General features: G+C 64.1%; 13 protein-coding genes, 1 pseudogene and 1 riboswitch. Of the genes and pseudogenes, 11 read left to right on the top strand and 3 right to left on the bottom strand.

What is annotated here, in order from left to right; translation table 11 throughout:
• The first annotated feature begins 158 nt into the window (after window positions 1-158).
• On the top strand, window positions 159-944 hold the full coding sequence (locus TSA1_RS23705) for a response regulator (protein ID WP_100178437.1): 786 nt from the start codon (window positions 159-161) through the stop codon (window positions 942-944).
• A gap of 14 nt (window positions 945-958) precedes the next feature.
• Window positions 959-2,281, top strand: coding sequence for an ATP-binding protein (locus TSA1_RS23700; RefSeq protein ID WP_100178436.1), 1,323 nt, complete (start codon window positions 959-961; stop codon window positions 2,279-2,281).
• An 8-nt stretch (window positions 2,282-2,289) separates the two neighbouring features.
• Here TSA1_RS23700 and TSA1_RS23695 read toward each other — a convergent pair whose 3' ends face one another.
• A complete protein-coding gene (locus tag TSA1_RS23695) occupies window positions 2,290-2,505 on the bottom strand; it encodes a hypothetical protein (RefSeq protein WP_100178435.1) in 216 nt (71 codons plus the stop codon).
• 242 nt (window positions 2,506-2,747) lie between these two features.
• On the opposite strand from TSA1_RS23695, the gene TSA1_RS23690 reads away from it, so the two are divergent.
• The 8 genes from TSA1_RS23690 to TSA1_RS23655 all read left to right on the top strand — a co-directional run bounded on the left by TSA1_RS23690 (window position 2,748) and on the right by TSA1_RS23655 (window position 10,365).
• Window positions 2,748-3,290, top strand: coding sequence for a lytic transglycosylase domain-containing protein (locus TSA1_RS23690; protein ID WP_100178434.1), 543 nt, complete (start codon window positions 2,748-2,750; stop codon window positions 3,288-3,290).
• A gap of 184 nt (window positions 3,291-3,474) precedes the next feature.
• Window positions 3,475-3,615: riboswitch (TPP riboswitch) on the top strand.
• Entirely contained in the window at window positions 3,603-4,625 is a 1,023-nt protein-coding gene (locus TSA1_RS23685) for an FAD-dependent oxidoreductase (RefSeq protein WP_100178433.1), read from the top strand. (Overlaps the previous riboswitch by 13 nt.)
• A complete protein-coding gene (gene thiS, locus TSA1_RS23680) occupies window positions 4,616-4,813 on the top strand; it encodes a sulfur carrier protein ThiS (protein WP_100178432.1) in 198 nt (65 codons plus the stop codon). The genes TSA1_RS23685 and thiS overlap by 10 nt, the downstream gene beginning before the upstream one ends.
• Before the next feature lie 193 nt (window positions 4,814-5,006).
• Window positions 5,007-5,789 (top strand): thiazole synthase, encoded by a 783-nt coding sequence (locus TSA1_RS23675; RefSeq protein WP_100178431.1) that lies wholly within the window; start codon window positions 5,007-5,009, stop codon window positions 5,787-5,789.
• Window positions 5,776-6,381, top strand: coding sequence for a thiamine phosphate synthase (locus TSA1_RS23670; RefSeq protein ID WP_100178430.1), 606 nt, complete (start codon window positions 5,776-5,778; stop codon window positions 6,379-6,381). The genes TSA1_RS23675 and TSA1_RS23670 overlap by 14 nt, the downstream gene beginning before the upstream one ends.
• A gap of 169 nt (window positions 6,382-6,550) precedes the next feature.
• Window positions 6,551-8,449 carry a phosphomethylpyrimidine synthase ThiC gene (gene thiC, locus TSA1_RS23665; protein WP_100178429.1) on the top strand — a complete coding sequence of 633 codons (1,899 nt, stop codon included), beginning with the start codon at window positions 6,551-6,553 and terminating at the stop codon, window positions 8,447-8,449.
• A 157-nt stretch (window positions 8,450-8,606) separates the two neighbouring features.
• Window positions 8,607-9,782, top strand: coding sequence for a DUF4062 domain-containing protein (locus tag TSA1_RS23660; RefSeq protein WP_145984362.1), 1,176 nt, complete (start codon window positions 8,607-8,609; stop codon window positions 9,780-9,782).
• A gap of 76 nt (window positions 9,783-9,858) precedes the next feature.
• Window positions 9,859-10,365 carry a mismatch-specific DNA-glycosylase gene (locus tag TSA1_RS23655; RefSeq protein WP_100178427.1) on the top strand — a complete coding sequence of 169 codons (507 nt, stop codon included), beginning with the start codon at window positions 9,859-9,861 and terminating at the stop codon, window positions 10,363-10,365.
• A gap of 157 nt (window positions 10,366-10,522) precedes the next feature.
• Here TSA1_RS23655 and TSA1_RS23650 read toward each other — a convergent pair whose 3' ends face one another.
• Window positions 10,523-10,747, bottom strand: coding sequence for a DUF6429 family protein (locus tag TSA1_RS23650; protein ID WP_100178426.1), 225 nt, complete (start codon window positions 10,745-10,747; stop codon window positions 10,523-10,525).
• A gap of 117 nt (window positions 10,748-10,864) precedes the next feature.
• Between TSA1_RS23650 and TSA1_RS40710 the strand changes: the two are divergent.
• A pseudogene (locus TSA1_RS40710) lies at window positions 10,865-11,014 on the top strand (glutathione S-transferase family protein); the annotation flags it as partial.
• A 145-nt stretch (window positions 11,015-11,159) separates the two neighbouring features.
• Here the strand turns inward: TSA1_RS40710 and TSA1_RS23640 are convergent.
• Window positions 11,160-11,594 (bottom strand): hypothetical protein, encoded by a 435-nt coding sequence (locus TSA1_RS23640; RefSeq protein WP_100178425.1) that lies wholly within the window; start codon window positions 11,592-11,594, stop codon window positions 11,160-11,162.
• Window positions 11,595-12,003 lie beyond the last annotated feature (409 nt).

The raw sequence follows: 12,003 nt of genomic DNA, 5'->3' as shown, positions 1-12,003 counted from the left end.
GGTTTCTTGTGCGCGGCTGCCACGGTATGGTTAACGGCCTTAACGAGACCTTGCCGCTCCGCGACGGTGCGATTGCCGCCTGTTGCAGGAAGCCGGACAGAAACAATCCGAAACAAAAATCTTCGCCATTTGGCCCGAATCTTGGACAAACAAAGCGCATGGCCATTCCCAATCCCAACATCCTGGTCGTCGAGGACGACCGCGAAACCCGGACGTTGATTGCGAAGTACCTGCGCAACAATGCCTGCAACGTCACCGCCGTGAGCGACGGACGCGAGATGTCGCGCGCCATGGCCGATCATCGCATCGACCTCATCATTCTCGACGTCATGCTGCCCGGCGAGGACGGCCTCAGCCTCTGCCGCAAGGTGCGCGCCGAGGCGCAGACGCCGATCATCATGCTGACCGCGCGCGGCGAGGACGTCGATCGCATCGTCGGCCTCGAGATGGGCGCGGACGATTATCTGTCAAAACCCTTCAACCCGCGCGAGCTGCTCGCCCGCATCAACGCGGTGCTGCGCCGGCAGGCCGCGGCGCAAGCGGCAAGCTCGATCGAAGGCGCCTCCGCACTCACCTTCGAGGGCTGGCACATCGACCTGCGGCTGCGCGAGCTGCGCAATCCCGAGGGCGCGCGCGTCGCGGTGACCAGCGCCGAATTCGATCTGCTCCGCACGTTCTGCGAACGCCCCGGCCGCGTGCTGTCGCGCGACAGCCTGCTCGACCTCACGCAGGGGCGCAACACCGGATCGTTCGAACGCTCCATCGACGTGCTGGTCAGCCGCATCCGCCGCAAGATCGAGCCCAATCCGGCCGATCCAACCCTCATCAAGACGGTTCGCTCCGGCGGCTATCTGTTCACGCCGCGGACGCAGGTTGCAGGGCTGCAAGCCGCAGGCACCCAGACGGCAGGCACGGAAGCAGTAGCGGCGCCCCTGAGCAATTGAAGGGGACGCCGACGATGAAGCCGTTCGGGTTCTTTCACCTCAAGGGGATCGGCGGGCAGATCGCCGCGCTGGTGCTGGCTTCGACCGTCGCGCTCCATCTCGTCGTCACCACCGCCTTCCTGATCAGCCGGCCGGACCGCCTCGACACGCCGCCGGACGGCGCGCACCAATTGACCGATGCCGCGCTGCTGCTCGGTTCGGCTGACGCCGGCGAGCGTCCGCGCCTCGTTGCCGACCTCGCGCGCGCCTTCCCCAAGCTCGGCATCGAAATGCTCGCGCCCGGCACCGCGAGCGTCGCGGAGAGCGACAATCAGCACCTGCGCGCGATGCGCCGCCATCTCGGGCGCGGCTACAAGGCGGTCCAGCTCGCCCCAGCCGGCAGCGAATCCCGCGTCGGCGTCGAGTTGCCCGACGGCACCATGATATCAGGACATGTCGATGGCGGGCCGCGGCCGTGGCTCTGGGGCGCACCCTGGCTGATGGCGCTGATGACCGCCTTCATCTGCGTCACCGTGCTCGGCCTGTGGGCGGCGCGCGCGCTGGCTGCTCCGCTGTCGTCCTTCGCCAAGGCCGCCGAAAATTTCAGCCTGGACGGCGGCTCCGAGCCGCTGCCCGAGCGCGGCCCGGAAGAGATCCGCTCGGTGGCGCGCGCGCTGAACCGCATGCATGAGCGGATCGCGCGGCTGATGTCGGACCGCACGCGGATGCTGGCCGCGATCAGCCACGATCTGCGCACGCCGATCACGCGGCTGCGCCTGCGCGCCGAGTTCATCGAGGACGAGGGCAACCGCAAGCGCATGCTGATGGACCTCGACCAGATGCGCACGATGCTGGAAAGCGTGCTGTCGCTGCTGCGCAACGACCGCAAGGTCGAGGCCGTCACGCTGGTCGACATCGCCAGCACACTCCAGCTCGTCGCCGATCAGTTCGGCGACATGGGCCATGTCGTGCACTATGACGGACCGGCGTCCGCGACCGCCGCCGCGCGGCCCGACGATCTGCATCGCGGCGTCACCAACCTGGTCGAGAACGCGGTGCGCTTCGGCGCCGAGGTGACGATCCGCCTCGACGTCTCCGGCACGACACTCGTCATCGACGTCGAGGACGACGGCCCCGGCATTTCGGATGCGCGCAAGCAGGAGATGCTGGAGCCGTTCGTACGCGGCGACGATGCGCGCACCATGGACGAGTCCACCGGCTTCGGGCTCGGCCTGTCGATCGCGCGCGCGATCGCGCTCGCCCATGGCGGCGAGCTGTCGCTGCATGACCGCAGCCCCCATGGCCTGATCGTGCGGATGCAATTGCCGCTCTGGCAGCAGCCGCGGCTGGCGGCTTAAACCACCCCTTACGCCGCGAGCGGCGGGTGCTCGACGGCGGCCTTATCGAAGATCGCCACCGCCTCGAAGCGATAGTTGCAGGCGTGGCAGGTCCAGAGATAGGAGACGCGCCCTTCGCCCGGCTCGATCCAGTCGGGCTGCGCGATCGGCGTGCCGCATTGGGCGCAGGGGTTTTGCCTGGGGATGTCGCCGCTATGGGCTTTGACCATGGTTGTTTTTGTCATGGCACCTCTCCCGATTCGCAGGCGCTTCTTACTCGCTTTCGCACCTCCGCGCGAATAGACAGGCGTGCTGTCGCGAGTTGTCGCCTGAGGGAACTCTTGCGCCGGGATTGAGTCGTAACGACGGCTCTGCGCTGCAAAATCGTTAACGGCAGCGTTTGGTCACATCATCGCCGCGTTCGGCAGGCCTAACGGCAACCGGCGCAGGCGGTTCAAGCAGCCATTCAGGGACGTCTGGATATCTCATGAAGATTTTACGCATTGCCGCGCTGCTCGCGGCCGGACTGACATTGCCGCAGGCCGCGTTCGCGGGCGAGGCCGAGTATGCGGAAATGGTGGCGGCCCATGCCCGCGCCAACGGCGTGCCGGAAGCGCTGGTGCATCGCGTGATCATGCGCGAGAGCCGCTATCAGCCGCACCTCGTCGGCCGCGGCGGCACCATCGGGCTGATGCAGATCAAGCTCGCGACCGCGCGCGGCGTCGGCTATACCGGCGATGCCGCGGGCCTGCGCGATCCCAACACCAACCTCACTTATGCCGTGAAATACCTCGCCGGCGCCTATCGCGCCGCCAACGGCGACCACGCCAAAGCCGTGCGTTATTTCGCCGGCGGCTATTACTACGCCGCCAAGCGCCAGCGGCAGGAGATGGTACAGCAGGCCAGCTTTGAGCCGAACGCGCAGGCCTGGCTCGAGCCGAACGGCAATCCGCAGCCGATGTTCGGCAATGCGCCGCATAAAAAGCTGGCCCAGCGCGTCCGCAACGCGCGGGCGCAGGCCTCGCAGTAACCTCGCGTGTCCCGGACGCGCTGCAGCGTGCAACGCTGCTGCGCAGAGCCGGGACCCAGCATTCTACATCAGCATGGGCCCCGGCTCAGCAGCGCACCACTGCGTGATGCGCTGCGTCCGGGGCACGAGCGGTGAGGTTCCCGACCTACCGCGTTGACCACCCCGTCCCGCTGTCCTACATTAGACCCGTTCCGAGGGGTGCTCCGAGGAGGAGCTGAGATACCGCTAAATGGGCAATGCCGATCAACCGGCTTGCCAGGACCGCGGTGACCCTTTGAACCTGATCCGGGTCATGCCGGCGAAGGGACAGGGATGTTGCAAACGACCAAGCGACCGGATTCACCGGTATCCATCATCGGCGCAGGCATTGCGGGCGCCTGGCAGGCCCTGCTGTTCGCGCAGGCCGGCCATGCCGTGACCTTGCACGAGCGCGGTGACGAGGCGATGACGGACGCCACCAGCCATTGGGCCGGCGGCATGCTCGCGCCCTATTGCGAGGCCGAGGTCGCCGAACCCATCATCAGCCGCCTGGGGCTGCGCTCGCTCGAAGTCTGGCGGCGCGAGCTGCCGGATACGCCGTTCAACGGCTCGCTCGTCGTCGCCCATCCGCGCGAGCGCAACGACTTCGAGCGCTTTGCGCGCATGACCGAGGACCACCGCCGGCTCGACGCAGCTAGCCTTGCCGAGCTCGAGCCGTCGCTGGAGGGCCGCTTCCGCGACGCGCTGTTCTTCCCGGCCGAGGGCCATGTCGAGCCGCGCCGCGTGCTGCCCAAGCTGCACGAGCGCATCCGCGCCGCCGGCGGCACCATCAAGTTCTGCAGCGACGTCGCGGCGGGGGATCTCGCAAAGGATCCTGATGCCATCGTGATCGACTGCCGCGGCCTGTCCGCCCGCGACGAGCAGCCGGAGCTGCGGGGCGTCAAGGGCGAGATGATCCTGATCGAGACCGCCGAGGTGCAGCTGGCCCGCCCGGTGCGGCTGATGCATCCGCGCTGGCCGCTCTATGTGATCCCGCGCGAGGACAATCTGTTCATGCTGGGCGCGACCTCGATCGAGGCCGAGGACACCGGCGTCAGCGTCCGCTCCGCGCTGGAGCTGTTGGGTGCGGCCTATACGGTGCATCCGGCGTTCGGCGAAGCCCGCATCGTCGAGTTCGGCTCGGGGCTGCGGCCCGCTTTTCCCGACAACCTGCCCCGCATCGGCATCCGCGGCCGCCGGATCACCGTCAACGGCCTCTACCGCCACGGCTTCCTGATCGCACCCGCGCTCGCCGAGCTGACGCTCGCCTATGTCGAGCGCGGCCAGATCGACAACGAGGTGATGCAATGCGCCTGATCGTCAACGGCGAGCAGCGCGAGGTGAACGCGGCCAGCGTCGATGCGCTGCTCGCCGAGCTCGACTACGAGGGCACCCATTTCGCGATCGCGCTGAACTACGACGTCGTGCCGAAAAGCCGCTGGGCCGAGACGAGCCTGAAGGCCGGCGACGAGATCGAGATCATCACGCCGCGGCAGGGAGGGTGAGGGAGATGAACGACGCGGTCGCCTTCCTTCGCCTCTCCCCGCCTGCGGGGAGAGGCCGGAATTTGCAAAGCAAATTCCGGGTGAGGGGGGCTCTCCACGAGTCCAACTCTCACCTCCTCCGCGGAGAGCCCCCCTCACCCCAACCCTCTCCCCGCAAGCGGGGAGAGGGAGCCAATGCGGAGACACCTTCATCATGGTGACCTTCTACGGCAAGACCTTCGCCTCGCGCCTCCTCATCGGCAGCGCGCTCTATCCTTCGCCTGCGATCATGCAGTCCGCGATCCGCGCCTCCGGTTCCAACATCGTCACGGTGTCGCTGCGCCGCGAATCCGCCGGCGGCAAGACTGGCGATGCATTCTGGAAGCTGATCCGCGAGCTCGACGTCACCGTGCTGCCGAACACCGCCGGCTGCCGCACCGTGCGCGAGGCGGTGACCACCGCCAAGCTCGCCCGCGAATTGTTCGGCACGAGCTGGATCAAGCTCGAGGTCATCGCCGACAACGACACGCTGCAGCCCGACGTCGTCGGCCTGGTCGAAGCCGCCACCATCCTGATCAAGGACGGCTTCGAAGTGTTCCCCTACTGCACCGAGGATCTCTCGGTCGCCAACCGCCTGGTCGATGCCGGCTGCAAGGTGGTGATGCCGTGGGCAGCTCCGATCGGCAGCGCAAAGGGCATCACCAATCGCGATGCGCTGAAGCTGCTGCGCGACCGCCTGCCCGACATCACGCTGGTGGTCGACGCCGGCCTCGGGGCACCCAGCCACGCGGCGCAGGCGCTCGAGCTCGGCTATGACGCCGTGCTGCTCAACACCGCGATCGCAAAAGCCGCCGACCCGGTCGCGATGGCCAAAGCCTTCCGCCTTGGCATCGAGGCCGGACGCACCGCCTTCGAGGCCGGGCTGATGAACGCCCGCGACTTCGCCTCCCCCTCCACCCCTGTCGTTGGGACCCCGTTCTGGCATGCCGTATCCTGATCGCTTCTATCCCGTCGTCGACAGCCTCAAATGGGTCGAGCGGCTCGCCAAGCTCGGCGCCGGCACCATCCAGCTGCGCGCCAAAGAGCTGAACGACGCCGACGCGCTGCAGATCGTCAGCGACGCGCTGGCGATCACCAAGGACACCCAGGCCAAGCTGGTCGTGAACGACTATTGGCGCGCCGCGATCGTCGCAGGGGCAAAATATCTGCATCTCGGCCAGGAGGATCTCGCCGAGGCCGATCTCGGCGCCATCCGCGAAGCCGGCCTCTCGCTCGGCATCTCCACCCATGACGACGCCGAGCTCGAAACTGCGCTCGCCGCAAAGCCCGACTACGTCGCGCTCGGCCCGATCTTCTTCACCACGCTCAAATCGATGCGCTTCGAGCCGCAGGGCATTGCGAAGATCACCGAATGGAAGAAGCGCATCGGCGCCATCCCGCTGGTCGCGATCGGCGGCATCAAGTTCGAGCACGCCGCGGAGATCTTTGCCGCCGGCGCGGATTCGATCGCGGTGGTGTCCGACGTCACCCAGAACGCCGACCCCGATGCGAGGGTGCGGCAATGGCTCGGCCTGAAGGAGGCGGCGTGATGATGCACCTCCCCCTTTCTTCATCCCGTCACCCTGAGGTGGCCGCTTCTTCAGCGGCCCTCGAAGGGCGACGGCCCGGCTCCATCCTTCGAGGCGCGCAAGCGCTCGCACCTCAGGATGACGAACAGCACGCGACGACGCGATAATCATACTCACCGGAGGATTCCCCATGAACATCCGCTCCAATCCCGAAAAAACCGTCCCCGCCGTCACCACCGGCCCGCTGCCCTCCTCGCGAAAGATCTTCGCGACCCCCGACGCCGCGCCCGATCTGCGCGTGCCCTTGCGCGAGATCATCCTGTCCGAAGGCGCGGGCGAGCCGAACCTGCCGGTCTACGATACTTCCGGCCCCTACACCGATCCATCCGTCACCATCGACGTCAACGCCGGCCTTGCCCGCAACCGCAAAACCTGGGTGCTGGAGCGCGGCGGCGTCGAGGAATATGACGGCCGCCAGGTCAAGCCGGAGGACAATGGCAGCGTCTCCACCGACAAGGCCGCGCGCGCCTTCTCGGCCTATCACAGGCCGCTGCGCGGCCTCGATGGCCACAAGATCACCCAGCTCGAATTCGCCCGCGCCGGCATCATCACCAAGGAGATGATCTACGTCGCCGCCCGCGAAAACCTCGGCCGCAAAGAGCAGCTGGAGCGCGCGGAAGCCGCCCTCGCCGATGGCGAAAGCTTCGGCGCCGCGGTGCCCGCCTTCATCACGCCGGAGTTCGTCCGCTCCGAGATCGCGCGCGGCCGCGCCATCATCCCCTGCAACATCAACCATTCCGAGCTCGAGCCGATGATCATCGGCCGCAACTTCCTGACCAAGATCAACGCCAATATCGGCAACTCCGCCGTGACGTCGTCGGTCGAGGAAGAGGTCGAGAAGATGGTGTGGGCGATCCGCTGGGGCGCCGACACCGTGATGGACCTCTCCACGGGCCGCAACATCCACACCACCCGTGAGTGGATCCTGCGCAACTCGCCGGTGCCGATCGGCACCGTTCCCATTTACCAGGCGCTGGAGAAGTGCAACGGCGATCCCGTCAAGCTGACCTGGGAGCTCTACAAGGACACGCTGATCGAGCAGTGCGAGCAGGGCGTCGACTATTTCACCATCCACGCCGGCGTGCGCCTGCAATACATCCACCTCACCGCCAGCCGCGTCACCGGCATCGTCAGCCGCGGCGGCTCGATCATGGCGAAGTGGTGCCTGGCGCATCACAAGGAAAGCTTCCTCTATACGCATTTCGACGAGATCTGCGACCTCATGCGCAAGTATGACGTCTCGTTCTCGCTCGGCGACGGTCTGCGTCCGGGCTCGATCGCCGATGCCAACGACCGTGCGCAGTTCGCCGAACTCGAAACGCTCGGCGAACTCACCAAGATTGCGTGGGACAAGGGCTGCCAGGTCATGATCGAAGGCCCCGGCCACGTGCCGATGCACAAGATCAAGATCAACATGGACAAGCAGCTCAAGGAATGCGGCGAGGCGCCGTTCTACACGCTCGGACCCCTGACCACCGACATCGCACCGGGCTATGACCACATCACCTCGGGCATCGGCGCCGCCATGATCGGCTGGTTCGGCTGCGCCATGCTCTGCTACGTCACGCCGAAGGAGCATCTGGGCCTGCCCGACCGCAACGACGTCAAGACCGGCGTCATCACCTACAAGATCGCCGCCCACGCCGCCGATCTCGCCAAGGGCCACCCCGCCGCGCAACTGCGCGACGACGCCCTCTCCCGCGCCCGTTTCGACTTCCGCTGGAGCGACCAGTTCAACCTCGGCCTCGACCCGGATACGGCGAAAAACTTCCACGACGAGACCCTGCCGAAGGAAGCCCACAAGGTCGCGCATTTCTGCTCGATGTGCGGCCCGAAGTTCTGCTCGATGAAGATCACGCAGGACGTGCGGGATTACGCGGCGACGTTGAACGATCCGGCGGCGGTGGGGATGTCGATGAGCGGCACCGCCGAGGACGGCATGAAGCAGATGAGCGCGAAGTTCAAGGAGATGGGAAGCAGCGTTTATCTGGATGCGGAGAAGGTGAAGGAGAGTAATCGGGTGTTGTGAGGGCAGCATCCACTCCGTTACGGAACGATTGGAAACCGGGCACAGCCCGGTTTCTTTGCAAGCACTTTCGCATTTGCGCTAATATTGCAGCAAATCAATCCATTCGCCCCACCGCGGTGAGCTATCGAGATAATATTCCAATCGCTCGGATTACGTCATGCCCCGCAAAGTTTTAGAATTTCGCATCGTGGTCGCATCCCCTGCTGAGCTATACGACACTCGGCGAGCGGTATTCGACGTTATTCACGAACTCAACAGAACTCTTGAATCTCAAGGGATATCTCTCAGAGGGGTAGGATGGGAAGAATACGCAACGCCAGGAATCGGATCTGAGGTTCAGGAGGTCGTTAGCCAGCAGATCCTGCGCGAATATGACATCTTAATCGCTCTTCTTGCCACACGGCTTGGAACACCGACAGAAAAGCATCGCTCCGGAACTGTCGAAGAGATTGAGCATGCCATCGCGAACACAAATAACCCGATGGGACGATACCGTGTACAGGTCTATTTCAGGGATCGAATCGATAGCGTCTCCAGCATCTCCATAGACGAATTCAGTAAACTTACCGAGTTTAGAAAACAACTGGAGCCAAGGGGAGTCCTATACAGACTTTTCAAGAATGACGATGAGCTTCAGAGGGAGGTTCGCGTAAACATTCAAAGACCAATTCAGGAGTATTTGAAATCCAACGAGATAGATTTTACTCCACATGGGCAGCCTAAGGACTTCGACGTTTCTGTAAAGGACGCACCTGCTGCAACTGAAAGCGCGATCCCTGTTGAAGATTTTGGGATTTTAGATCGAGCTGAAGAGGCAGAGAAAGCGATCGACTCGACTGGAAAATCCCTCACTCGAATTACCGAATTGATGCAAGAAATTGCCTCTGAGACAAATAAACAAGTTGCCACAATTGAAAGTCAGCTAATCTCCAATGCCTCGTCCGCCGAAAAGAGGGCTTTCATAAATCATTTTGCTGACTTTTTGAAATCAAAGGCGATTGCTCTTGATCAAGAAGCCAAGGCCGCGCGCGCGAGTTTCAGTTTATTTGCAAGCTCTATTGTCGCGCTCGCTGGCCTGCAAAAGGAGAGCCAGGAATCGGAAAAATACAGGAGCGAGCTCGCCAACTTTTTAAGTGTTGCAGAATTGATGTTGAATACCGTTATTGAGAATCGAACTTCGATCGCCGGATTCCGAACCGCAGTGGTCAACATTCCGCGAATTACCATCCAGTTTAATCAGGCAAAGAAGCTGCTTCTCGATGCAATAGACGAATGTCAAGTGTTCTTCGATGAAGTCGAACGCGGAATATTTGAAATAACCGCAAAAACGTAGACCCAAGTCTAACCTAATATCCGAGGCAACGTTCTGCGTAGTGGTTGACCTTTAGCCAATCTTCAGAGGGGTTGATTTGCATCAAGCGGACCGCCTCCCCGACCAGCTCCGCCCCAACCTCCGCCTCGTCTTCGTCGGCACCGCCGCCAGCACGCGCTCGGCCGAACTCGGGCACTACTACGCCCATCCCGGCAACCGCTTCTGGCGCGCGATCTATGAGGCCGGGATCACGCCGCGACGCTATCAGCCGAGCGAGTTCGCGGCGCTGATCGAGCTCGGGATCGGCTTCACCGATCTCTCCAAATCGGGCGCGGGGATGGATCACCAGATCGCGGCGGGGACGATCGACGTGCCCGGGTTCAGGGCGAAGATCGAAAAGTATCGGCCGCGGACGATTGCGTTCACGAGCAAGAAGGCGGCGAGCTTGTTCTACGGCCGGCCGTCGGCTGCGATCGCGCTCGGGCGGCAGCCGCGCGATGCGACCTTGCCGGAAATCTTCGTGCTGCCCTCGCCGTCCGGTGCTGCGTCCGGACACTGGACAATCGAGCCGTGGCGGGAGCTGGCGGCGTGGATCGCGGCGTAGGGTGGGTTAGCTGCGCGGCGGCGCGAAGCGCAGTTGCGCGGCTAACCCACCGCTTCTGCCGCCTCGAATGCGAAGGTGGTGGGTTACGCCTTGCAGCGTGCCGTGGTGACGGACTGAGTGCGTAAACGGGTAACCCACCCTGCAAACTGGCGACGCCTCACTCCTCGAACAATTCCTCGAACAGTGTCTTCGCACGTTCGAGCCCCTCTTGCGTGAACACCACCGACTTCACCTTGCCGACGGGATCGTGAATCATCCCTTTGTCATGCAGGCGGCCGAGCACGTCCCAATCAAAACCTTTCCAGGCCCGATACCCGTCGTGCAGGGTGAGATAAAGCAACGCCAGCGCGGCGTCGTCGATCTTGTCTGTGTTGATGGCCATATCGATCTCCTCACGAACGGGTTTGAGGCTATCTTATTTGGCAATCGACAGTCTGCAACGGCGCTGGCGGTTCGCAGGGTGTTTAGCTGCGCGGCAGCGCGAAGCGCGTCGCGCGGCGTAACCCGCCGCCTCTGCCACAGCGGACGCATCAGGCTCGGCGAATATCTTGGGATCGCCGCCTCTGTCGCCCGCGGCGAGGCGCGGCCGGCGTTTCGGCGCGCATTCGAGGCGCAGCTTGCAGTGTTCACCGCGGCATCGCGTGCGTAATTCGTAGGTGGGTTAGCCCTGGGCTGCGCGAAGCGCAGTCCCTTGGCGTCACCCACCAGTTCTGTCAGCCCGGAAAGAGGTGGGTTACGCCCAGCGGATTGCGCTACGCGCATCCGCGGGTCTAACCCACCCTACGGCACCTCCGCTACCGCATCGTGATGGCAAGACCGCTGAGATCCGCGTTGGCCATCAACCCGACCTGCGTGCCCGACAGCTCCAGCACCGCGCCCTTCTGGTTGGTCAGCACGATGGCGCGGGCGCCGGCGCCCACGGCAAGGCCGGCACCGGCGGCACCGTAGACCCCGGCGACGTCGGAGGGACGGTTGATGTTGCTGACGCGGCCGCGCAGCACGGTCTTGGATCCCCCGAAGACGAGGCCGTAGTCGAGCCCACCGGTCGAGAGCGCGTAAGTGCGGCCGCGGAAGTTCAGCACGCCCGAGCCGCCGGAGCCGCCGATGATCCAGCCCGCCTTGTAGATCGTCAGCGTCACGGTGCCGCTGTCGGCCTGCGCCGCGGTCGAGAGTCCGGCCAGCGCGGCGATGGCGACCAGCGCGGCGCGAAAGGTGGAAGCGAGCTTCATGGGAGTCTCCGGGGGCTGTTTTTTGTGGGGAAGAAACGAATCAGACGCGGCGAATGTACCTGATCGATCGGGGCGGCAACATGATGGGATCAGGCAGACGCAACGCGGTGAGCCGCTTTCCTGCCAGGCACGGCAGTCTCGAACGAAGCGGGCGTTTAGGCTCGCCGTGCCTCCACAGCGTCATGGCCGGGCTCGACCCGGCCATCCACGTCTTCCTCGCGGCGCAAGAACGTGGATGCCCGGGACAAGCCCGGGCATGACGGCGGAGTTTGGGGCGCCGGAGGGAGACCGATCTCCACGAGACCATTCCACCACTGTTTTGCCCGACGAAGCAAATACGCGATTTCGGTGATTTCGGCGATTTCGAATTTGAAAACGCGAACGATTCCAGCCTCATGGCTACTGTGCA

Origin of the sequence: Bradyrhizobium nitroreducens (assembly GCF_002776695.1) — a bacterium.
GTDB classification, from domain to species: Bacteria; Pseudomonadota; Alphaproteobacteria; order Rhizobiales; family Xanthobacteraceae; genus Bradyrhizobium; species Bradyrhizobium nitroreducens.
This window is presented reverse-complemented; position numbering and strand designations above follow the sequence as displayed.

Excerpts from the sequence above, each read along its gene's own strand:
- TSA1_RS23650 (WP_100178426.1), bottom strand. The coding sequence starts at position 10,747 with ATGGCCATCAACACAGACAAGATCGACGACGCCGCGCTGGCGTTGCTT.
- TSA1_RS23705 (WP_100178437.1), top strand. The coding sequence starts at position 159 with ATGGCCATTCCCAATCCCAACATCCTGGTCGTCGAGGACGACCGCGAA.
- TSA1_RS23685 (WP_100178433.1), top strand. The coding sequence starts at position 3,603 with ATGTTGCAAACGACCAAGCGACCGGATTCACCGGTATCCATCATCGGC.
- thiS (WP_100178432.1), top strand. The coding sequence starts at position 4,616 with ATGCGCCTGATCGTCAACGGCGAGCAGCGCGAGGTGAACGCGGCCAGC.
- TSA1_RS23700 (WP_100178436.1), top strand. The coding sequence starts at position 959 with ATGAAGCCGTTCGGGTTCTTTCACCTCAAGGGGATCGGCGGGCAGATC.
- TSA1_RS23660 (WP_145984362.1), top strand. The coding sequence starts at position 8,607 with ATGCCCCGCAAAGTTTTAGAATTTCGCATCGTGGTCGCATCCCCTGCT.
- TSA1_RS23670 (WP_100178430.1), top strand. The coding sequence starts at position 5,776 with ATGCCGTATCCTGATCGCTTCTATCCCGTCGTCGACAGCCTCAAATGG.
- thiC (WP_100178429.1), top strand. The coding sequence starts at position 6,551 with ATGAACATCCGCTCCAATCCCGAAAAAACCGTCCCCGCCGTCACCACC.
- TSA1_RS23675 (WP_100178431.1), top strand. The coding sequence starts at position 5,007 with ATGGTGACCTTCTACGGCAAGACCTTCGCCTCGCGCCTCCTCATCGGC.
- TSA1_RS23695 (WP_100178435.1), bottom strand. The coding sequence starts at position 2,505 with ATGACAAAAACAACCATGGTCAAAGCCCATAGCGGCGACATCCCCAGG.
- TSA1_RS23690 (WP_100178434.1), top strand. The coding sequence starts at position 2,748 with ATGAAGATTTTACGCATTGCCGCGCTGCTCGCGGCCGGACTGACATTG.
- TSA1_RS23640 (WP_100178425.1), bottom strand. The coding sequence starts at position 11,594 with ATGAAGCTCGCTTCCACCTTTCGCGCCGCGCTGGTCGCCATCGCCGCG.